The organism is Streptomyces griseoluteus (assembly GCF_004784465.1).
GTDB classification, from domain to species: domain Bacteria; phylum Actinomycetota; class Actinomycetes; order Streptomycetales; family Streptomycetaceae; genus Streptomyces; species Streptomyces griseoluteus.
Genome location: NZ_SRRU01000002.1, coordinates 462,956 through 483,163 on the forward strand (window position 1 = coordinate 462,956; position 20,208 = coordinate 483,163).

The window sequence follows — 20,208 nt, forward strand, 5'->3', positions numbered from 1 at the left end:
GGCCCCCGCACCGACACCGAGATACGCCCGGCCGCCCCCACAGGCGACCGGGCGGCTCATCGTGACCCCAACGTCCTGCGCTGGCTGGCCGCGTACACCGCGTCCATGCTCGGGGACAACGTCTACTACATCGCCCTGTCCTGGGCCGCCGTGCGGGCCGGGAGCCCCTCGCAGGCCGGGCTCGTGATGGCGGCCAGCGCGGTGCCCAGGGCCTTGCTGCTGCTGGGCGGCGGGGTGATCGCGGACCGGTTCGGGCCGCGCCGGGTGGTCGTCGGCAGCGACGCCGTGCGCTGCGCGGCCGTGCTCGCGGTCGCCGCGCTGCTGTCCGTCACCACGCCCGGCCTCTGGCCGCTCGCCGCGCTGGCGCTGGTCTTCGGCACCGTCGACGCCGTCTTCATGCCGGCCGTCGGCGCGCTCCCGGCCCGGATCACCGCACCCGGCCAGCTCGCCCGCGTGCAGGGCCTGCGCGGGCTCGCCATCCGGATCGCCGGTGTCGTCGGCGCCCCGCTCGGCGGGCTCGGCGTGGCCATGGGTGGCGCGGCCACCGCGTTCGGACTGGCCGGACTGCTCATCGCGCTCTCGCTACCCCTGCTGATCACCGTCCGGATCAGGCCGCTCCCGGACGAGAGGAGCGGCCGAGAGGCGGGCACCGCCTGGGCCGGCCTGGTGGACGGCCTGCGCTACGTCCGCCGCCACCGCGTCCTCGGCCCGCTGATGCTCGCCATCGCCCTCGGCGACTTCGGCTTCGTCGGCCCGCTCAACGTCGGTCTCACCCTGCTCGCCGACCGGCGTGGCTGGGGCGCGGCAGGCATGGGCTGGGTGCTCGCCGGGTTCGGCGTCGGCGCGGGTGCCGTCTCAGCTCTGCTCGCGGTACGCGGCCGGGTTCCGCGCGCCGGGCTTACCGCGGCCTGCTCGATCCTCGCCGGGTCGGTCGCCATCGGCGCCCTCGCCTATGTGCCGGTGCTCCCCGCGGCGGTCGGCACGGCCCTGCTGGTCGGGCTGCTCGCCGGGCTCAGCGGCGTGATGTGCGGGGCGCTGCTCCAGACCCAGGCCGACCCCGCCTACCTGGGCCGGATCACCGCCGTCGCCAGCCTGGTCAGCCTGGGGCTCGCCCCGCTGAGCATGCCGTTCGCGGCCACCGCGATCGGTGTCTGGGGGCTCGGGCCGGTGTTCGTGGCCAGCGCGGCGGTGTGCGGGCTGGGCGGGGTCGTGGTGCTGTGCTTCCCGCACCTCAGGCGGGCCGAGCTGCCCGTCTGAGGGGTCAGCGCAGTCGCTGGGTGAGCTGGACCAGATTGCCCACCGTGTCGTCGAACACGGCCGCCAGCACCGGCCCCTGCTCCTGCGGGGGATGGGTGAACCGGACACCGGCGGCGCGCAGCCGCTCGTACTCCACGCGCATGTCGTCCACCTCGAACACGATGGTCGGCAGGCCCGCTTCGTACAGCGCGGTGCGGTACGGCTCGGCGATGGGGCCCCCGCCGGGCTCCAGCAGCAACTGGAGGTCCGGCTGGGCCCCCTGCGGCGCGCCCACCGTCACGAACAGCACGCCGTCGCCGAGGTCCAGGTGGAGCCGGGTCTCGAACCCCAGCACCTCCGTGTAGAAGGCGTGCGCCCGCGCCACGTCGTCCACATAGACCCCGGTCATGGCGACCTTGATCATGGCGGTGCCCCGCTCTCGTCAGGTGTCCGGAGCGGCTCAGAGACCGAGCTGACGGCAGTCGTGCAGGGCGGTGATCGCGTCCGCGTCGCCCTCCAGTGCCACCTTGGCCGCGTCCTGCCGCCCGTAGGCGAACATCAGCAGCTCCGAGGGCTCACCGGTCGCCGTCACCACCGGCGTGCCCCGGTGCGCCACCACCGTACGGCCGTCCGGTCGGCGCAGCACCAGGCCGGTAGGGGCGTGCCGTCCGGTCATCCGGGCCGTGCGCTCCAGCCGCGACCACAGCAGGTCCTGGAACACCGGGTCCAGCTCGCGCGGGCTCCAGTCCGGCTGGGCGCGGCGCACGTCCTCGGCGTGGATGTAGAACTCGACGGTGTTGGCCGCCTCGTCCAGCTGCTTCAGCCGGAACGGGGAGAACTTCGGCGGGCCGGTGCGGATCAGCCGGATCAGCTCGTCGTAGGGCTTGGCCGCGTACTCCTCCATCACCCGGTCCAGCCGGGGGGCCAGGGGCTTGGCGAGCATCCCGGCCGCCGCGTCGGGGCGCCGTTCGCGCACCACCACGTGCGCGGCCAGATCACGGGTCGTCCAGCCCTCGCACAGGGTCGGTGCGTCCGGGCCGGCGGTTTCCAAGAGGTCTGCGAGCAGGAGACGTTCACGCTTGGCGAAGGTCGACATGACTTCAGCGTACGGCCACCGCGGAGGACCACGCAGCGGACACGGAACGTGACCCCGGGCCTCGCACGGCACAATGGCTCCCATGACCCGTACGACCCGCAGCCCCCGTCCCAGCGGCCTCGACCCCGAGATCGCCGCCCGCCTCAAGCGCGACCCGGACGGCCTCGTCCCCGCCGTGGCCCAGCAGTACGACACCGGCGAGGTGCTGATGCTCGGCTGGATGGACGACGAGGCGCTGCACCGCACGCTGACCACCGGGCGCTGCACGTACTGGTCCCGCAGCCGCCAGGAGTACTGGGTCAAGGGCGACACCTCCGGCCACGTCCAGGTCGTCAAGTCGGTTGCGCTGGACTGCGACGCCGACACCGTGCTCGTCAAGGTCGACCAGACGGGCGCCGCCTGCCACACCGGTGACCGGACCTGCTTCGACGCCGACGTGCTGCTCAAGGAGGAGGACCGGTGAACGCCATGGACCTCGACACCTTCCGCAAGCTCGCCGCCGACCGGCGGGTCGTCCCGGTCACCCGCAAGCTCCTCGCCGACGGAGACACCCCCGTCGCCCTCTACCGCAAGCTCGCCGCCGAACGCCCCGGCACCTTCCTGCTGGAGTCCGCCGAGAACGGCCGCTCCTGGTCCCGGTACTCCTTCGTCGGCGTCCGCTCGGCGGGCACCCTGACCACGCGCGACGGCGAGGCCCACTGGCTCGGCACCCCGCCGGTCGGCGTCCCCACCGACGGCGACCCGCTCGCCGCGCTGCGCGCCACCCTCCAGGCCCTGCACACCCCGCACCAGGAGGGCCTGCCGCCCTTCACCGGCGGCATGGTCGGCTACCTCGGCTACGACATCGTCCGCCGCCTGGAGAAGATCGGCCCCGGCGAGCGCGACGACCTGAACCTGCCCGAGCTGACCATGCTCCTGACCAGCGATCTCGCGGTGATGGACCACTGGGAGGGCTCGGTCCTGCTGATCGCCAACGCGATCAACCACAACGACCTCGACACCGGCGTGGACGAGGCGTACGCCGACGCGGTCGCCCGGCTCGACGCCATGGAGGCCGACCTGGCCCGCCCGGTCGCCCAGCCCCCGGCCGTGCTGCCGCCCTCCGAGCTGCCCGAGTACACCGCGCTGTGGGGCGGCCCCGACTTCCGGGCGGCCGTGGAGGACGTCAAGGAGCGCATCCGCGCGGGCGAGGCGTTCCAGGTCGTCCCCTCCCAGCGCTTCGAGACGCCGTGCACCGCGAGCGCGCTGGACGTGTACCGGGTGCTGCGGGCCACCAACCCGTCCCCGTACATGTACCTGTTCCGGTTCGACGGGTTCGACGTGGTCGGCTCCTCGCCCGAGGCGCTGGTCAAGGTCGAGGACGGCCGCGCCATGGTGCACCCCATCGCGGGCACCCGGCACCGGGGCAGCACCCCGCAGGAGGACCAGGCGCTCGCCGACGAGCTGATGGCCGACCCCAAGGAGCGCGCCGAGCACCTGATGCTGGTCGACCTCGGCCGTAACGACCTCGGCCGGGTCTGCGAACCCGGCTCGGTGGAGGTCGTCGACTTCATGTCGATCGAGCGCTACTCGCACGTGATGCACATCGTGTCCACCGTCACCGGCGAGGTCGCCGGGGACCGGACCGCCTTCGACGTGCTCACCGCCTGCTTCCCGGCCGGCACCCTCTCCGGCGCCCCCAAGCCCCGCGCGATGCAGATCATCGACGAGCTCGAGCCCTCCCGGCGCGGCCTGTACGGCGGCTGCGTCGGCTACCTCGACTTCGCGGGCGACTCCGACACCGCCATCGCCATCCGCACCGCCCTGCTGCGCGACGGCACGGCATACGTGCAGGCCGGGGCCGGGATCGTCGCGGACTCCGACCCGGTCGCGGAGGACCAGGAGTGCCGCAACAAGGCGGCGGCCGTGCTGCGCGCCGTGCACACCGCCAACCGGCTGGGCACGGTGTGACCCGCTCGCGGGAACCCCGGATGACGCTTCGTCCGGGGTTCAGGCGATAGTGGAGTACGTGACTGCCGTACCGCACCCCCGTTCCGAAGCCGCCGCGCCCGCCCGCTCCGGCCGGCGCAGCCTCGCCGTCGCCCTGCTGTCCGGCGCGCTCGGCGCGGCCGTGGCGCTGCTGGCGACCCGGCAGCGCTGGGCCGAGGGGACCGCGACCGTCGCCGGCGGCAACTTCCCGCTGACCGCCACGGGCAGCGACGTCACCGGCGTCCCCGCCGCTCTCGCCGTCGTGGGCCTCGCCGCGCTGGTCGCCGTGTTCGCGGTGCGGCGGACGGGCCGGTTCGCCGTCGCCGCGCTGCTCACGCTCTCCGGCGCGGGCATCGTCGCCGCCTCGCTCGCCGGGGTCGCGGACGGCTCCGCGCTGGACGAGAAGGCGGCCGCCACCACCGGCGACACCTCCGCCACCGTCCAGGCCCTCAGCCACACCGCCTGGCCCTACGCCGCCGCCGCCGGAGGCGTGCTGATCCTGCTCGCCGGGCTCCTGGCGCTGCGCTACGGCCCCCGATGGCCCGCCATGTCCGGCCGCTACGAGCGCGGCACGGACCGCCCCCGGCGCAGCCCCCGCCCGGTCGACCCGGAGCGTCCCGAGGAGATCTGGAAGGCCCTGGACCGGGGCGAGGACCCCACCGGCGCCTGAAGCTCCGCCCGAGTGTGGCCAAACAGACTCCCACCCCCGCGCCGGTCGCGGGTGGGCGTACGGGAGAATGGACCCCGAGCGACCCGGCTCGGACAGTGACGGGCGGGCTCGGACCGTACGACCCGTACGGCATGAAACTCGACACGTACACAGCAACGAGGAGCAAGTCATGGCGGGCAGCAGCCACGGTCACACCCCGGCCGCCTGGACCGGTGTCATCATCGCCTTCATCGGTTTCTGCGTCTCGGGCGCCTTCATCGTGATGGCCCAGCCCGTCGGCTTCTGGGCCGGCATGGTCGTCGTGGCCCTCGGTGGCGTCGTGGGCTGGATCATGCGCTCCATGGGCCTCGGCATGCCGAAGGACAACGCGGTCCGCCCTACCGCCGCGGCCACCCGTGAGCCGGTCGCCGCGGAGAGCTGAGCGAAGCACCCGTGAAGGGGCGCCCCTGAGCCGTACGGACGGCTCAGGGGCGCCCCTTCACGCGTCCGTACCGGGGCCACGGCAGAATGCCAGGGTGAACGCCGACAGCGGTGCCCCGCCCTTCGCCCCGCCCGCTCGGATGCCGCTGTGGCGGCGCCTGGCCGCCCCGGCGGGAGTGCTCGCGGCGGTGGCCGCAGCCTTCGCCTACGTCGGCACGGTCGACCCCAACCAGCCCGGCCACTACCCCGTCTGCCCGCTGTACGCGCTGACCGGGCTGTACTGCCCCGGCTGCGGCGGACTGCGCAGCGCGCACGCCTTCGTCCACGGCGACCTCCTCGGCGCCCTGCACGACAACGCGGCCGGAGTCGCCGCCTACCTCGCCTTCGCCGTGCTGTGGACCCTCTGGGCGGTCCGGGCCGCGCGGAGCCTGCCGGTGCGCCTGGTCCTGGACCGCACCCCGCTGTGGGTCCTCGGCTCCGCGCTGCTGCTCTTCACCGTCGTCCGGAACCTGCCGTTCGGTGGCCCGATCCGTCCTTGATCAACAAGGAATGTCCAGGTAATGGGACCGCCGCCCGCCGGATGCGAGGCCTGGCAGTTCCTCCGGATACCATCGGTGTGACCTGGGTTTTCGGACCCGCCCCAGACCACCCGCTGAAAGGGGGCCGCTCGCGTGAGCGTGCTCGACGAGATCATCGACGGAGTCCGGGCCGACCTCGCGGAGCGGCAGGCCCGCGTCAGCCTCGACGAGCTCAAGGAGCGCGCGGCGCAGGCCCCGGCCGCCAAGGACGGCGTGGCCGCCCTCAAGGGCGACGGCGTCAAGGTCATCTGCGAGGTCAAGCGCTCCAGCCCGTCCAAGGGCGCGCTGGCCGCCATCGCCGACCCCGCCGCGCTGGCCGCCGACTACGAGGCGGGCGGCGCCGCCGTCATCTCCGTCCTCACCGAGCAGCGCCGCTTCGGCGGTTCGCTGGCCGACCTGGAGGCCGTCCGCGCCCGCGTCGACATCCCGGTGCTGCGCAAGGACTTCATCGTCACCTCGTACCAACTCTGGGAGGCCCGCGCGTACGGCGCCGACCTGGCGCTGCTCATCGTGGCCGCGCTGGAGCAGCCCGCGCTGGAGTCGCTGATCGAGCGTGCCGTCTCCATCGGGCTGACCCCGCTGGTCGAGGTGCACGACGAGGACGAGATCGAGCGTGCCGTGGACGCGGGCGCCAGGATCATCGGTGTGAACGCCCGCAACCTGAGGACCCTGGAGGTCGACCGGGGCACCTTCGAGCGGATCGCCCCGGAGATCCCCGACGAGCTGGTCAAGGTCGCGGAGTCCGGTGTACGTGGCCCGCACGACCTGATCGCCTACGCCAACGCCGGCGCCGACGCCGTCCTGGTCGGCGAGTCCCTGGTCACCGGCCGCGACCCCAAGGGCGCGGTGGCCGACCTGGTGGCCGCGGGCGAGCACCCCGCACTCCGGCACGGCCGCGGCTGATCCCCCGGTAGGCTTGACCCCGATGACTCTCACCCTGACCGCCACCGTGGACCGCCACGCCCGCCTCGCGCGCGGCTGCCGTCCCCGCGGCTGCCGCGCCCCGGCCCGCCGCGTCCACGGCCGCAGGGTCAGGTACCACATCGGGGCGGAGCCGGGCCAGATCAATGGCATGCGATGGCGACAGCCGACCTGTAGGGGCGCGGGGAACTGCGCGACCAGCCACGAACGGCCCGCAGCCGGATAACCATCCCCGCCCCCACGGCGAACAGTGTCTTTTCACACGCACTCACCGTGAGGTACTGGCATGCCCAGCAACAATTACTTCTTCCCCGACCCGGAGGGTCAAGTTCCCACCACCGGGGGCTACTTCGGCGCCTTCGGCGGCAAGTTCATCCCGGAGGCCCTGGTCGCCGCCGTGGACGAGGTCGCCGTCGAGTACGACAAGGCCAAGGCGGACCCCGAGTTCGCCCGCGAGCTGAACGACCTCATGGTCGACTACACGGGCCGGCCGAGTTCGCTCACCGAAGTCCCCCGTTTCGCCGCCGAGGCGGGCGGAGCCCGCGTGTTCCTCAAGCGCGAGGACCTGAACCACACCGGCTCACACAAGATCAACAACGTCCTCGGCCAGGCCCTGCTCACCAAGCGGATGGGCAAGACCCGTGTCATCGCGGAGACCGGCGCCGGCCAGCACGGCGTCGCCACCGCCACCGCCTGCGCCCTCTTCGGCCTCGACTGCACCATCTACATGGGCGAGATCGACACCGAGCGCCAGGCCCTCAACGTGGCCCGGATGCGCATGCTCGGCGCCGAGGTCGTGGCCGTGAAGTCCGGCAGCCGCACCCTGAAGGACGCCATCAACGAGGCGTTCCGCGACTGGGTCGCCAACGTCGACCACACCCACTACCTCTTCGGTACGGTCGCCGGCCCGCACCCCTTCCCGGCGATGGTCCGCGACTTCCACCGCGTCATCGGCGTCGAGGCCCGCCGCCAGATCCTCGAGCGCGCCGGGCGCCTGCCCGACGCCGCCATCGCCTGCGTCGGCGGCGGCTCCAACGCGATCGGCCTCTTCCACGCCTTCATCCCCGACGCGGACGTGCGCCTGATCGGCTGCGAGCCCGCCGGACACGGCATCGACACCGGCGAGCACGCGGCCACCCTGACCGCGGGCGAGCCCGGCATCCTGCACGGCTCCCGCTCCTACGTCCTCCAGGACGACGAGGGCCAGATCACCGAGCCGTACTCGATCTCGGCCGGTCTGGACTACCCCGGCATCGGCCCCGAGCACTCCTACCTCAAGGACTCCGGCCGGGGCGAGTACCGCGCGGTCACCGACGACGCCGCCATGCAGGCTCTGCGCCTGCTGTCGCGCACCGAGGGCATCATCCCGGCCATCGAGAGCGCCCACGCGCTGGCCGGCGCCCTGGAGGTCGGCAAGGAACTGGGCCCGGACGGGCTGATCGTCGTCAACCTCTCCGGACGCGGCGACAAGGACATGGACACCGCCGCCCGGTACTTCGGGCTCTACGACACCGACGCCGAGGTCGCGGCCGACGAGGCCCACACCGCCGAGATCGAGGGGGACGCCAAGTGAGCGGCAACATCAACCTGCTGTCGGACACCCTCGCCGCCGCGAAGGCCGAGGACCGTGCCGCGCTCATCGCCTACCTCCCGGCCGGGTTCCCGACCGTGGACGGCGGCATCGAGGCGATCAAGGCCGCCTTCGACGGCGGCGCCGACGTCGTCGAGGTCGGCCTGCCGCACAGTGACCCGGTGCTCGACGGCCCGGTCATCCAGACCGCCGACGACATCGCCCTGCGCGGCGGGGTACGGATCGCGGACGTCATGCGCACGGTCCGCGAGGCCCACGCGGCCACCGGCAAGCCGGTGCTCGTGATGACCTACTGGAACCCCATCGACCGCTACGGCGTCGAGCGGTTCACCGCCGAGCTGGCCGAGGCGGGCGGCGCGGGCTGCATCCTGCCCGACCTGCCCGTGCAGGAGGCCGCGCTCTGGCGCGAGCACGCCCAGAAGCACGGTCTCGCCACGGTCTTCGTCGTCGCCCCCAGCAGCCGGGACGCCCGGCTCGCCGAGATCACCGCGGCGGGCAGCGGCTTCGTCTACGCGGCCTCGCTGATGGGTGTCACCGGCACCCGTGAGTCCGTCGGCGCGCAGGCCGAGGATCTGGTGACGCGCACCCGCGCCACCCGCTCCGACCTGCCCGTCTGTGTCGGCCTCGGCGTCTCCGACGCGGCCCAGGCCGCCGAGGTGGCCGCCTTCGCCGACGGCGTCATCGTCGGCTCGGCCTTCGTCAAGCGCATGCTGGACGCCCCCGACGACGCCTCCGGTGTCGACGCCGTCCGCGCGCTCGCCGCCGACCTGGCGAAGGGCGTCCGCCGGGGCGCCTGACCCCGGTCGCTCCACGTCACTCGAACGGGTGGACCTCCGGCCGGGGAGGCGCAATGCGTCTCCCCGGTTCGTTCAGGAGGTGTGAGCGAGAAGAACCGTGACGGAAAGCGCGACGCCCGCCAGCGCCTGGCCGCCGAGCGCGAGAAGCAGAAGTCCGCGGAGAGGCGCCGGCGCGCGCTGATCGTCGGCGGCAGTGTCGTCGGCGTGCTGGGCCTCGCCGCGGTGATCGGGGTCATCGCGGCCAACGCGGGCAAGGACAAGGGCAGCAAGAACGCGGGCCCGGTCGTGGCCCCCTCCGGCGCCCAGGGCAAGGACAGCCTGGCGATCCCGGTGGGCAAGGAGGACGCGAAGTCCACGCTCACGGTCTGGGAGGACTTCCGCTGCCCCGCCTGCCAGGTCTTCGAGACGCGGTACCGCTCCACGCTGCACGAGCTGACCGACGCGGGCAAGCTCCGGGTCGAGTACCACCTGGTCCGGCTGATCGACGGCAACATGGGCGGCACCGGCTCGCTGCACTCGGCCAACGCGGCGGCCTGCGCCCAGGACGCCGGCAAGTTCCGCGACTTCCACGACGTGCTGTACCAGAACCAGCCCCGGGAGACCGACGACGCCTTCGCGGACAACGGCAAGCTGATCGACCTCGCGGGCAAGGTCAAGGGCCTCGACACGCCCGCGTTCCGCGCGTGTGTGAACGACGGCACCCACAACACCTGGGTGGACCGGTCCCAGAAGGCGTTCGCCTCCGGCGGCTTCGGCGGCACACCGACCGTGCTGTTCGGGGGGAAGAACATCTACCAGGACCAGTCCATGACCCCCGAGAAGCTCAAGGAGATGGTGGAGAGCGCCGACCGCGGATGAGGGTTTTTCTCACCTCCCCGTTATGCACCCGTAGCCCGGCCGCACGGCGACCGTACGGCCCGGCACGGTAGCGTCGGTCCTGCCATGGAACTTGCCTACATTCCCAGTCCGTCGCGCGGGGTGCTGTACCTCGGCCCCATCCCGCTGCGCGGTTACGCCTTCTGCATCATCATCGGCGTCTTCGTCGCCGTCTGGCTCGGCAACAAGCGCTGGATCGCGCGGGGCGGCCGTCCGGGCACGGTCGCCGACATCGCGGTGTGGGCCGTGCCCTTCGGCCTCGTCGGCGGCCGGCTCTACCACGTGATCACGGACTACGAGCTGTACTTCAGTCCGGGCCGCGACTGGGTGGACGCCTTCAAGGTGTGGGAGGGCGGCCTGGGCATCTGGGGCGCCATCGCCCTCGGCGCGCTCGGTGCCTGGATCGGCGCCCGCCGCCGGGGCGTGGCCATGCCCGCCTACGCCGACGCCGTCGCCCCCGGCATCGCCTTCGCCCAGGCCATCGGCCGCTGGGGCAACTGGTTCAACCAGGAGCTGTACGGCCACGAGACCCACCTGCCCTGGGCCCTGCACATCACCTCCTCCGAGGGCGGCCGGGTACCGGGCTACTACCACCCGACCTTCCTCTACGAGTCGCTGTGGTGCGTGGGCGTCGGCTTTCTGGTCATCTGGGCCGACCGCCGCTTCAAGCTGGGCCACGGCCGCGCCTTCGCGCTGTACGTCGCCGCGTACTGCACGGGCCGCGCGTGGATCGAGTACATGCGGGTGGACGACGCCCACCACATCCTGGGTGTCCGGCTGAACGTCTGGACCGCCCTCGTGGTGTTCCTGCTCGCGGTGACCTACCTGGTGCTCTCCGCCCGGTGCCGTCCGGGCCGGGAGACAGTGGTCGAGCAGGGTGCCCCGGGCGATCCGGACGCCGGTGAGGCCGAGGCGGACGCGGATGACGGTGAGACCAAGGCCGAGGCCAAGGACGCGAAGGCCGATGCGACCGAGCCGGAAAAGGCCGAGAAGGCAGAGAAGGCCGAGAAGGCCGAGAAGGCCGAACCCGAGTCCGGGTCGGAGACCGAGTCCGGGCCCGATGCCAAGGCCGGGATCAAGGACACCGCCGACTCCGGCAAGAAGGGCTGACGCCGGCCCCGTACGCACGCCGCAGGGCGCCCGGAACTCTGCCGGGCGCCCTGCGGCGTGTTCAGGCCCCGCCCGCCATCGACAGGATGCGCTGCGCCTGCGCCACCGCCGCCGCGTCGATGAAGCGGCCGTCCGGGAGGGCGAGGGCGCCCTGCTCGGCGGCCGCCGCCTTCAGCACCGTCTCCGCCTCCGCCACCTCCTCCGGGGTGGGGAGGTAGGCCCGCGCGATCACCGGGAGCTGGCGGGGATGGATCGCGGCGCGGCCCACGAAGCCCAGCGCGCGGCCGTGGGCGCAGGACGCGGCGAGCCCGTCCAGGTCCCGTACGTCGGGATGCACCGACTGGGGCGGCGGGGCCAGGCCGGCCGCGCGGGCGGCCACCACCACGCGGGAACGGCACCAGTCCAGGCCCGCGTCGGCCCGTACCCCGAGGTCGGAGCGGAGGTCGGCCTCGCCGAGGGAGAGGCCGCGCAGCGAGGGGTGGGCGGTGGCGATGGCGTAGGCGTGCTCGATGGCGAGGGCGGACTCCAGCAGCGCGTACAGCGGGAGCGCGGTCACCTCCGCGGTACGGCGGATCTGCTCCGGAACGCCCACCTTGGGCAGCCGCAGCCCGGAGGCGCCCGGCAGCGCGGCCAGGGCGGCGAGGTCGGCCGCCGCCCAGGGTCCTCCGGGGCCGTTGACGCGGACGTGGACCGGGACCGGCTGGGGGTCCGCGAGCCGCTCGGCGGTGGCCGCGCGGGCGTACTCCTTGCGGTCGGGGGCGACCGCGTCCTCCAGGTCGATCACCACCACGTCGGCGCCCGCCGCGAGCGCCTTGTCCACCACCCGCGGCCGGTCGCCGGGGACGTAGAGCCAGGTCAGCGGGGTCACAGCGCACCCTCCTCGCGCAGCGCGCCGATCTCGGCGGGGCCGAGGCCCAGCTCGGTGAGGACCGCGTCGGTGTCGGCACCGTGCCCGCGCCCGGCCCAGCGGATCGCGCCGGGGGTCGCGGAGAGCCGGAAGAGCACGTTCTGCATGCGCAGCGGGCCGAGGTCGGGGTCGGCCACGGTGGTGACCGTGTCCAGCGCCAGGTACTGGGGGTCCTCGAACACGTCCCGTACGTCCTGCACCGGGGCGATCGCCGCCTCCGCCTTCTCGAAGGCGGCCAGCACCTCGTCACGGGGGCGGGCGGCGATCCAGTTCCCGACCGCCTCGTCCAGTTCGTCGGCGTGCGCGGCCCGCTGCACACCGGTGGCGAACCAGGGCTCGTCGATCATTTCCGGACGGCCCACCAGGCGCATCACCCGTTCCGCCACCGACTGCGCGGAGGTGGAGACCGCGACCCAGGAGCCGTCCAGGGTGCGGTAGGTGTTGCGCGGGGCGTTGTTCGCGGACCGGTTGCCGGTGCGCTCCTGGACGTAGCCGAGCTGGTCGTACCAGGTCGGCTGGGGGCCCAGCATGGCGAGCATCGGCTCGATGATCGCCATGTCCACCACTTGTCCGGCGCCGGTGTGCTGCCGGGCGGCCAGCGCGGTGAGCACGGCGTACGAGGTGGCCAGGGCGGCGACGGAGTCCGCGAGCCCGAAGGGCGGCAGGGTCGGGGGCGCCTCCGGCTCGCCGGTGAGGGCGGCGAAGCCGCTCATCGCCTCGGCCAGCGTGCCGAAGCCCGGCCGGTGCGCGTAGGGGCCGAACTGGCCGAAGGCGGTGACCCGCGCCAGCACCAGCCGGGGGTTGGCCGCCGAAAGCTCCGGCCAGCCCAGGTCCCACTTCTCCAGGGTGCCGGGGCGGAAGTTCTCGATCACCACGTCGGCGGTGGCGGCGAGCCTCAGCAGGGTGTCCCGGCCGCCGGGGCGGGACAGGTCCAGGGTGATGGTCCGCTTGTTGCGGCCGAGCATCTTCCACCACAGTCCGATGCCGTCCTTGGCCGGGCCGTGCCCGCGGGACGGGTCGGGCCGCAGCGGATGCTCGACCTTGATCACCTCGGCGCCGAAGTCACCGAGCATGGTGGCGGCCAGCGGACCGGCGAACAGGGTGGCCAGGTCCAGCACCCGCAGGCCGTCCAGCGGCGGGCGGGTGGCGTCGTCGGGGCGGTCGGCGCTCATGCGGTGTACTGCGCCTCGATCTCGGGGCGGTACGGCATCGACGCCGACGCGCCCTCCCGCTGCACCGACAGCGCGGCCGCGGCCGCCGCCCAGGACAGTGCCTCCCGCAGCGGCTTCTCCTCGGCGACGGCGACCGCGTACGCCCCGGCGAAGGTGTCGCCCGCGCCGGTGGAGTCGATCGCGGCGACCTGGTGCGCGGGCACCGCGAGCGGCTCGGTGTCGCGGGACACGTACAGCACGCCCGCCTCGCCCAGGGTGAGGACGACCTCCGGCACCAGGTCGAGCAGGCCGACGGCGGCGTCGAGGGGGTCGGTGCGGCCGGTGAGGGTGACGGCCTCGTACTCGTTGGGGACCAGCACGTCGGTCACGCTCAGCAGCTCCTCCGGCAGCGGCTGGGCGGGGGAGGGGGTGAGGACCGTACGGACGCCGTGGCGCCGCGCGGCCTCCGCGCCCGCGATCACGGCCGGGAGCGGTACTTCGAGCTGGAGCAGCAGGGCGTCGGCGGAGGCGATCAGGCCCTCGTCGCCGGGGGAGAGGTGGTCGACGGTGCCGTTGGCGCCGGGGACCACGACGATGGCGTTGTTGCCCTCGTCGTCCACCACGATGTGCGCTGTGCCGGACGGGCCCTCCACCGTGCGGAGGAAGTCGGTGTCCACACCGGAGTGTTCGAGGTTGTCGCGGAGCCGGACGCCGTACGCGTCGTTGCCGACCGCGCCGATCAGCGACACCGTGGCGCCCGCGCGGGCGGCGGCCATCGCCTGGTTGGCGCCCTTGCCGCCGGGGATGGTGCGGAACTCCCGGCCGGTGACGGTCTCGCCGCGCTGCGGGGCCCGGGCGACATAGGTGACGAGGTCCATGTTCGTGCTGCCGAGCACGACGATGTGGGTCATGGGCGGGTCGCCTCCAGGTGGGTGAGTCGGGCGAGGGTGTCGAAACCGGTGCCGTCGAAGTCGGCGACCGTGCTGGCGAGCCGGTTCTTCAGCGGGGCCCGCCAGCGCTCGGGCAGCGCGTCGGGGGCGGCCGCCAGGAGACCCGCGACGCAGCCGGCCGTGGCGCCGTTGGAGTCGGTGTCCCACCCGCCCGACACCGCCCGGCAGACCGAGCCGGTGAAGTCGCCGTCGGCGTGGGTGAGGGCGGCGGCGATCAGGGCGGTGTTGGGCAGGGCATGCACCCAGTGGTGGCCGGGGCCGTGCAGGGCGTGCAGGGCGTCCACCACGTCGTCGAAGTCCTCGTGCTCCGCGGCCAGTCGCACGGCGTGGGTCACGGCGCGGGCCAGCCGGGAGGCGGGCGGGACCACCGTGAGGCCGGTGCGCAGACAGGCGTGCACGTCCTGGGTGCCGGTGGTGGCGGCGGCGACGACGGCGGACGCGAACATCGCGGCGTGCACGCCGGTGGAGGTGTGGGTGAGGACCGCGTCTCGGTGTGCCTGCGCGGCGGCCGCCCCCGGATCGCCCGCGTTGGTCCAGCCGTGCACGTCGGCCCGGATCAGGGCGCCGATCCACTCCCGGAACGGGTTGCGGAACCGGGCGGTGTGCGGGGGCTCGACCCCGGCGAGGAGGTTGCGCAGGGCGACGCGCTCGGCGGTGAAGGCCCGGCCGGGCGGGAGTTCGTCCAGCCAGAGCCGGGCCACGTCGTCGGTGGTGAAGGCGCGGCCGTGGCGGCGGAGCAGGAGCAGGCCCAGGAGGGGGTAGTTGAGGTCGTCGTCCTCCGGCATCCCGTCGATGTTCTCGGCCAGCGAGGTCGGGGCGGAACGGCGGTTCCAGGGGTGCCGGGCGAGCAGGTCCCCGGGCACGCCCTTAGCGGTGAACCACGTGGTCAGCGGCCAGTTGCCGGTGGCGCGGGCCAGCTCCCGGATACCGTCCAGCGGGAGCTTCTCCACCGGCTTGCCGAGCAGGCAGCCGACGGCCCGGCCCAGCCAGGCGGCCTCCAGCGCCTCCGGCTCGGGGGCGGTGCGCCGGGCGGGGGAGGCGGGCCAGTCGGGGCACAGGGCCGTGATCCGGTCCAGGGCGGTCGGCTCCAGCTCGGCCAGGTCGCTGGGCAGCTCGGCCAGTTCGTCCAGCAGGTCCTCGGCAAGCAGCCGCAGGTAGCGGGAGACGGGCTCCGGTGAGGCTCCGGCGCGCTCGGGGGCGTCCGCGCCGCCCGCCGCGCGCCAGCGCGCCTCGATCCGGGTGGCGTCGCGGCCGTCCAGGCGGGCCTGGCGCAGCTCGTGGCCGACCAGGTCCTCGGGCTGCACCCAGGTCAGTCGCAGCATGCCTGGCCTCCCAGCGCGGCGAACGCCCGCTCGTGCGCCCGGCGCCGTTCGGTGTCCCGGACGAAGACCTCGCGGGCGACCTCGGTCAGCTCGCGGGCCGGGGCCCACAGGTCCAGGCGGCTCGCCTCGGCGACCGTCTTCGCCCACTCCTCGGGCACCGGCGAGCCGAGCGCGCCCGCGAGAGCGCCGGCCATGGTGGCGATCGAGTCGCAGTCCCTGCCGTAGTTGACCGCGCCGAGTACCGCGTGCCGCACGTCGCCGCCGGCGACCACCAGCATGCCGAGTGCGACGGGGAGTTCCTCGATCGAGTGCAGCCGGGAGGGGCGGCGGGCGCCGAGCGAGGGGGCGCGGTAGTCGGGGCCGACGGTGTCGTACGGGGCGACCGCCCGGCGCAGCGGGAGCAGCGCCGACTCGAAGTCCCCGTGTCCGGCGGCCACTTCGCAGACCTTCTCGACGGCCTCGCGGGTGCCGTCCTTGGCCAGCTCCAGGCAGGCGGCCACCACCGAGTCCGGGGTCGCGCCCGGCGCGCAGGCCGCGGCCACGGCGGCCGCGAACACCCCGGCGGCTTCCCGGCCGTACGACGACTGGTGGGCGCCGGCGACGTCCAGCGCCTCGGCGTAGGCACCCGCCGGGTTGGCCGCGTTGACCAGGCCGACCGGGGCCATGTACATCGCCGCACCGCAGTTGACGATGTTGCCGGTGCCCGCCTCACGCGGGTCCACGTGCCCGTACGCGATCCGGGCCACCAGCCACTTCTCCGCGAGGAAGATCCGCTGCAGCGGCAGCGCCTCCGCCTCCAGCTCGGGAATCCAGCGCGGCTCGGTCATCAGGTCCGGCACCAGGTGCTCCGCGACGGCGTACGCGTCGAGGTGGTCCCGGACGCGGGCGTAGACCCGGATCAGCGCGTGCGTCATCAGGGTGTCGTCGGTGACGTGCCCGTCACCCTTGTGGTACGGCGCGATCGGGCGGGCGGTGCGCCAGTCGTCACCGTTCCAGGGGCCGACGATCCCGTGCACCCGTCCGCCGTGGCGCTCCACGATCTGGTCCGGGCTGTAGCCCTCCACCGGTCCGCCGAGCGCGTCGCCCACGGCGGCTCCGAGCAGGGCGCCGGTGATCCGTTCGTCCAGGCCGATTCCACCGGAATTTGAGATTTCATCACTTTTCGGCGTCATGCCCGCATCATCCCTCTGCTCGGGTCCGTTGGGTGGCTTCCAGCAGCCCGGCGAGTTCCACCAGATCGGTGCCGGTCAGCCGGGGCAGCGCACAGCCGGAGAGGGTCCTGCAGGACTGCCGCCACGCCTCCGGTACGGACTCCCCGCCGCCCAGCGCCCCGCAGAGCGCCCCCGCGAGCGCGGGCGCGGAGTCCGCGACGCGGGAGAGGCAGGCGGCGGCCGGTACCGCCTCCGCGATCCGCCCGGCCGCCGCGAGGGTCAGCGCCAGCGCCACCGGGACGGTCTCGGCGGCGGCGATGCCGTAGCTGTAGACGTGGTCCACGATCTGGTGCTCCAGCAGGGGGACCAGGGCGAACGCGGTGTCCGTGGCGGTCACCAGGGCCAGCGCGTGCCGGGCGTTGCGGCCGATCTCGGTGCCCTCGGGCAGCTCGTCCAGCGCGGCCGCCACACACGCGTCCGCACTCGCGCCGGACAGGGCGGTGGCCAGCGCCGCCGCCATCGCCCGCGCGCCGTGCACCCCGTCGCCGTCCTGGGTGTAGCGGGCGTCGAACTCCGCGAGGCCGGCGGCGCGCGCCGGATCGCCGGGGTGGGCGACGGCCAGCACGCAGGCGCGTACGCAGGCCGCGTCGTCGAAGTAGTGCGGGTTGTCGTGGCCGGTGGCGGGCGGGCGCAGACCGGCGGCGAGGTTGCCGAGCCCGGCGCGCACCGAGATGCGGGCGCGCAGGGGGAGTACGGCCGACTCGATCTCCGGCGCGCGTTCGGCCGCCGCCGCCACCTCGGAGGCCACGGCGGTCCAGGTCAGGTCGATCGCGGCGCGTATCCGGCGGTCCCGGCTGAGGTCGCCGAGCACGTCGTCCCCGGCCCGCAGGACGGCCTCCGCCGCGAACGCCGCCCACTCCGCGTCGTCGGAGGGGCCGAGGCGGAGGGGCTCCGGGGGCTGGTTCAGCGCGATGGGCACCGGCAGCGTGGTGGTGGCGTTCTGCTCGGCGAAGGTGTCCAGCTCGCGAGTGAGCCGCCGCGTCCACTCCGGCATCCGGGCCGCCCGGTGCCGGGCGGCGGGCCAGCCCGCCGCGTCCCCGGCGGCGAGCCCCAGCAGCAGCCCCTCGATCCGCCCGGTCACGACCCGTCCTCCGTGTCCGCGTTGCGCACGGCCGCCCCGCGCGGGAACGGTGTCTCCACCACGCTGCCCACCAGGGTGAGCGGCGGCTCCACGGCCGGCCGCAGCCCCTCCGGCAACAGCTCCGGCACCACCACCCCCTCGCCCCACTTGCCGCCCTCCTCCGGGGTCAGCAGCTCGGCCACGTCCAGGATGTGGTGGCCCGACATGGCGGGCAGACACCTGCCACGCGCCGGACCAATGGCGGCGGCCCACATACCGGGGATGGCGGTGACCCCGTTGGTCGCACCGGCCAGGGCGCCCGCGACGGCCGCCGTGGTGTCGGCGTCCCGGCCCATGTTCACGGCCGTCAGCACCGCTTCCCGGAAGTCCCCGTCGGCCGCCGCGTACGCGCCGAAGGCGAGGGCGACCGCCTCGGGGGCCAGGTCGGTCCAGGGATAGCCGCCGATGACCACCGCCGTACGGACCGCGCGCTCGCCCCGGTGAGCGACGGCGACCGCCCGGCGCAGCGAGCGGGCGGTCCAGGAGTCGTCCGGTACGACGGCGAGGGCGGCGGCGATCACCACGGCCGGTTCCGCACCCGCCATCGCGGCGGCCACCCCGGCCGCGACCGCCTGGCCGCCGTAGATGCCCTCGCCCTCGTGGCTGACCGAGCCGTCGACGGCGACCAGCCGGGCCGCCTCGGAGGGCCGTCCCGCCGCGAACACCCCGAACGGCGCCGCCCGCATCGCCAGCCCGTCGCTCCAGGCGTGCCGGTGCTGGGCCGAGATGGGCGCCGCCAGCCCCCGGCGCAGGTTCTCCAGCGTGCCCCGCTCGCTGAAGCCCGCGCCCCGGAAGGGACCCTCGGCCCGGTCGGCGATCCACTGGTGCCAGGCCGCCTCGACATGGGCCGGGGTGAGCGCGGAGCCGTGCCGGGCGAGCAGCAGCCCGGAGAAGATCGCGTACTCGGTGTCGTCCGTGCCGCACGGCCGGTCGGTGACGTACCCGGTGATGCGGCCCCAGCGGGCGCGGATCTCGGAGGGCTTCAGGTTCTCGGCGGGGGCGCCCAGCGCGTCGCCCACGGCCAGGCCGAGCAGCGCGCCGCGCGCCCGCTCGCGGAGTCCGGGTCCGGCGGGGGCGGGCAGTGGGGAAGCGGGTGCGTTCGATGCCATGGGCGGGCCCTCCTTCGCCAGGACCGCGTGGCCCTTTGCGGATGTGTCCCACCCGGGGGGCGGTGCCCTAGCCTCCGGGTCGCCGCCATCACCCGCTCGGTACCGGGAAATCCCCACCCCGAGTGCCTGAGCTGGGAAGAAGCCGGAGGTTAGCTCAGCCTGGCCTTGCTGGCGGCGGAGCGGGAATCAACGTAGGTTGAAGGTCGTTCGAAAAATAGAATCAGTCCAAAGTTAGCTTTGGCTCAGCTTACCGGGGGTCCTCATGGCCGTCATCGAGACCGGGGCCGCGCTGCACGAGGCGCACCGCGACAACCACACGCACCGCGACGTCAACGGCGGCTGGCTGCGTCCTGCCGTGTTCGGCGCGATGGACGGCCTGGTCTCCAACCTCGCCCTGATGACCGGCGTCGCGGGCGGCTCGGTGGGGCACCAGACGATCGTGATCACCGGCCTCGCAGGGCTCGCGGCCGGTGCCTTCTCGATGGCGGCCGGTGAGTACACCTCCGTCGCCTCGCAGGCCGAACTCGTCCAGGCCGAGCTGGACGTCGAGCGCCGTGAGCTGAGCCGGCATCCGCAGGCCGAGGAGGACGAGCTGGCCGCGCTGTACGTCTCCCGCGGGGTCGAACCCGACCTCGCCCGCGAGGTGGCCCGGCAGCTCTCGAAGGACCCCGAGCAGGCCCTGGAGATACACGCCCGTGAGGAGCTGGGTGTCGACCCCGACGACCTGCCCTCCCCGCTGACCGCCGCCGTCTCCTCCTTCGGCTCCTTCGCACTGGGCGCCCTGCTGCCCGTCCTGCCCTACCTGCTGGGGGCGACCGCGCTGTGGCCCGCCGTGCTGCTGGCGCTCGCCGGACTCTTCGGCTGCGGCGCGGTGGTGGCCCGGGTGACCGCCCGCAGCTGGTGGTTCAGCGGCCTGCGCCAGCTCGCGCTCGGTGGCGCGGCCGCCGGGGTGACTTTCGCACTCGGCACCCTGTTCGACACCGCTGTGAGCTGAGAGACCCTGGACATATGCCGGGGCGCGCATAAATAATTGTTACTCGCGGGTTTCGCGCGCTTGACCGTCGGGCATGAGCCGTAAGCACTGCGGGCAACGGCGCCCGCGGTGTACTCGCGGGACGGGCGACGACGCCTCTTCCGCCCCCTGGGTCCGACCGGTCACCACCCGTCCGGCCCAG

General features: G+C 74.0%; 22 protein-coding genes. 13 read left to right on the forward strand and 9 right to left on the reverse strand.

The features are described from left to right. The first annotated feature begins 21 nt into the window (after positions 1 to 21). The gene (locus tag E5082_RS07570) at positions 22 to 1,257 is read left to right on the forward strand and encodes an MFS transporter (RefSeq protein ID WP_229918696.1); all 1,236 of its coding nucleotides are present in this window, start codon (positions 22 to 24) and stop codon (positions 1,255 to 1,257) included. Between the two features lie 4 nt (positions 1,258 to 1,261). On the opposite strand, the gene E5082_RS07575 is transcribed toward E5082_RS07570, so the two are convergent. Both E5082_RS07575 and E5082_RS07580 read right to left on the reverse strand, forming a co-directional pair. Continuing rightward, on the reverse strand, positions 1,262 to 1,660 hold the full coding sequence (locus E5082_RS07575) for a VOC family protein (RefSeq protein ID WP_135790490.1): 399 nt from the start codon (positions 1,658 to 1,660) through the stop codon (positions 1,262 to 1,264). Positions 1,661 to 1,696: 36 nt separating this feature from the next. Continuing rightward, complete coding sequence (locus tag E5082_RS07580) at positions 1,697 to 2,332, reverse strand: TIGR03085 family metal-binding protein (protein WP_135790491.1); 636 nt, start codon at positions 2,330 to 2,332, stop codon at positions 1,697 to 1,699. A gap of 82 nt (positions 2,333 to 2,414) precedes the next feature. On the opposite strand from E5082_RS07580, the gene hisI reads away from it, so the two are divergent. From hisI to lgt, 11 genes are all read left to right on the forward strand, one after another. Then, positions 2,415 to 2,795, forward strand: a complete 381-nt coding sequence (hisI, locus tag E5082_RS07585; protein WP_135790492.1) for a phosphoribosyl-AMP cyclohydrolase — start codon at positions 2,415 to 2,417, stop codon at positions 2,793 to 2,795. A 5-nt stretch (positions 2,796 to 2,800) separates the two neighbouring features. Beyond that, positions 2,801 to 4,282 (forward strand): anthranilate synthase component I, encoded by a 1,482-nt coding sequence (locus E5082_RS07590; RefSeq protein ID WP_135790716.1) that lies wholly within the window; start codon positions 2,801 to 2,803, stop codon positions 4,280 to 4,282. A gap of 49 nt (positions 4,283 to 4,331) precedes the next feature. Further along, complete coding sequence (locus E5082_RS07595; RefSeq protein WP_135790493.1) at positions 4,332 to 4,970, forward strand: TIGR02234 family membrane protein; 639 nt, start codon at positions 4,332 to 4,334, stop codon at positions 4,968 to 4,970. A gap of 169 nt (positions 4,971 to 5,139) precedes the next feature. Then, the gene (locus tag E5082_RS07600) at positions 5,140 to 5,391 is read left to right on the forward strand and encodes an HGxxPAAW family protein (RefSeq protein ID WP_135790494.1); all 252 of its coding nucleotides are present in this window, start codon (positions 5,140 to 5,142) and stop codon (positions 5,389 to 5,391) included. Between the two features lie 94 nt (positions 5,392 to 5,485). Then, positions 5,486 to 5,929: a DUF2752 domain-containing protein gene (locus E5082_RS07605; RefSeq protein ID WP_373309979.1), complete on the forward strand. Its 444-nt coding sequence runs from the start codon at positions 5,486 to 5,488 to the stop codon at positions 5,927 to 5,929. 132 nt (positions 5,930 to 6,061) lie between these two features. Beyond that, positions 6,062 to 6,871 carry an indole-3-glycerol phosphate synthase TrpC gene (trpC, locus tag E5082_RS07610; protein WP_135790495.1) on the forward strand — a complete coding sequence of 270 codons (810 nt, stop codon included), beginning with the start codon at positions 6,062 to 6,064 and terminating at the stop codon, positions 6,869 to 6,871. Between the two features lie 22 nt (positions 6,872 to 6,893). Further along, positions 6,894 to 7,115 (forward strand): tryptophan biosynthesis modulator TrpM, encoded by a 222-nt coding sequence (gene trpM / locus E5082_RS33665; protein WP_135790496.1) that lies wholly within the window; start codon positions 6,894 to 6,896, stop codon positions 7,113 to 7,115. Positions 7,116 to 7,175: 60 nt separating this feature from the next. Further along, positions 7,176 to 8,462 (forward strand): tryptophan synthase subunit beta, encoded by a 1,287-nt coding sequence (gene trpB / locus E5082_RS07620; protein ID WP_135790497.1) that lies wholly within the window; start codon positions 7,176 to 7,178, stop codon positions 8,460 to 8,462. Further along, the gene (trpA, locus tag E5082_RS07625) at positions 8,459 to 9,277 is read left to right on the forward strand and encodes a tryptophan synthase subunit alpha (RefSeq protein ID WP_135790498.1); all 819 of its coding nucleotides are present in this window, start codon (positions 8,459 to 8,461) and stop codon (positions 9,275 to 9,277) included. The genes trpB and trpA overlap by 4 nt, the downstream gene beginning before the upstream one ends. An 81-nt stretch (positions 9,278 to 9,358) precedes the next feature. Continuing rightward, the gene (locus tag E5082_RS07630) at positions 9,359 to 10,135 is read left to right on the forward strand and encodes a DsbA family protein (protein ID WP_135790499.1); all 777 of its coding nucleotides are present in this window, start codon (positions 9,359 to 9,361) and stop codon (positions 10,133 to 10,135) included. An 84-nt stretch (positions 10,136 to 10,219) separates the two neighbouring features. Continuing rightward, positions 10,220 to 11,263, forward strand: coding sequence for a prolipoprotein diacylglyceryl transferase (gene lgt, locus E5082_RS07635; protein WP_135790500.1), 1,044 nt, complete (start codon positions 10,220 to 10,222; stop codon positions 11,261 to 11,263). Between the two features lie 61 nt (positions 11,264 to 11,324). Here the strand turns inward: lgt and E5082_RS07640 are convergent, their stop codons facing one another. The 7 genes from E5082_RS07640 to E5082_RS07670 are packed head-to-tail and all read right to left on the reverse strand — an operon-like array spanning position 11,325 to position 19,033. After that, positions 11,325 to 12,131, reverse strand: coding sequence for an HpcH/HpaI aldolase/citrate lyase family protein (locus E5082_RS07640; protein ID WP_135790501.1), 807 nt, complete (start codon positions 12,129 to 12,131; stop codon positions 11,325 to 11,327). Then, positions 12,128 to 13,342 carry a CaiB/BaiF CoA transferase family protein gene (locus E5082_RS07645; RefSeq protein WP_190045172.1) on the reverse strand — a complete coding sequence of 405 codons (1,215 nt, stop codon included), beginning with the start codon at positions 13,340 to 13,342 and terminating at the stop codon, positions 12,128 to 12,130. Before E5082_RS07645 ends, E5082_RS07640 begins: the two co-directional genes overlap by 4 nt. Continuing rightward, positions 13,339 to 14,232, reverse strand: a complete 894-nt coding sequence (rbsK, locus tag E5082_RS07650) for a ribokinase (RefSeq protein ID WP_135790502.1) — start codon at positions 14,230 to 14,232, stop codon at positions 13,339 to 13,341. The genes E5082_RS07645 and rbsK overlap by 4 nt, the downstream gene beginning before the upstream one ends. After that, positions 14,229 to 15,593: an ADP-ribosylglycohydrolase family protein gene (locus tag E5082_RS07655; protein ID WP_135790503.1), complete on the reverse strand. Its 1,365-nt coding sequence runs from the start codon at positions 15,591 to 15,593 to the stop codon at positions 14,229 to 14,231. Before E5082_RS07655 ends, rbsK begins: the two co-directional genes overlap by 4 nt. Next, a complete protein-coding gene (locus tag E5082_RS07660) occupies positions 15,581 to 16,765 on the reverse strand; it encodes an ADP-ribosylglycohydrolase family protein (RefSeq protein ID WP_135790504.1) in 1,185 nt (394 codons plus the stop codon). Before E5082_RS07660 ends, E5082_RS07655 begins: the two co-directional genes overlap by 13 nt. A 7-nt stretch (positions 16,766 to 16,772) precedes the next feature. Then, a complete protein-coding gene (locus E5082_RS07665) occupies positions 16,773 to 17,885 on the reverse strand; it encodes an ADP-ribosylglycohydrolase family protein (RefSeq protein ID WP_190045171.1) in 1,113 nt (370 codons plus the stop codon). Beyond that, positions 17,882 to 19,033: an ADP-ribosylglycohydrolase family protein gene (locus E5082_RS07670; protein WP_229918672.1), complete on the reverse strand. Its 1,152-nt coding sequence runs from the start codon at positions 19,031 to 19,033 to the stop codon at positions 17,882 to 17,884. Before E5082_RS07670 ends, E5082_RS07665 begins: the two co-directional genes overlap by 4 nt. 262 nt (positions 19,034 to 19,295) lie before the next feature. Between E5082_RS07670 and E5082_RS07675 the strand changes: the two genes are divergently transcribed. Next, positions 19,296 to 20,027 (forward strand): VIT1/CCC1 transporter family protein, encoded by a 732-nt coding sequence (locus E5082_RS07675; RefSeq protein ID WP_135790506.1) that lies wholly within the window; start codon positions 19,296 to 19,298, stop codon positions 20,025 to 20,027. Positions 20,028 to 20,208 lie beyond the last annotated feature (181 nt).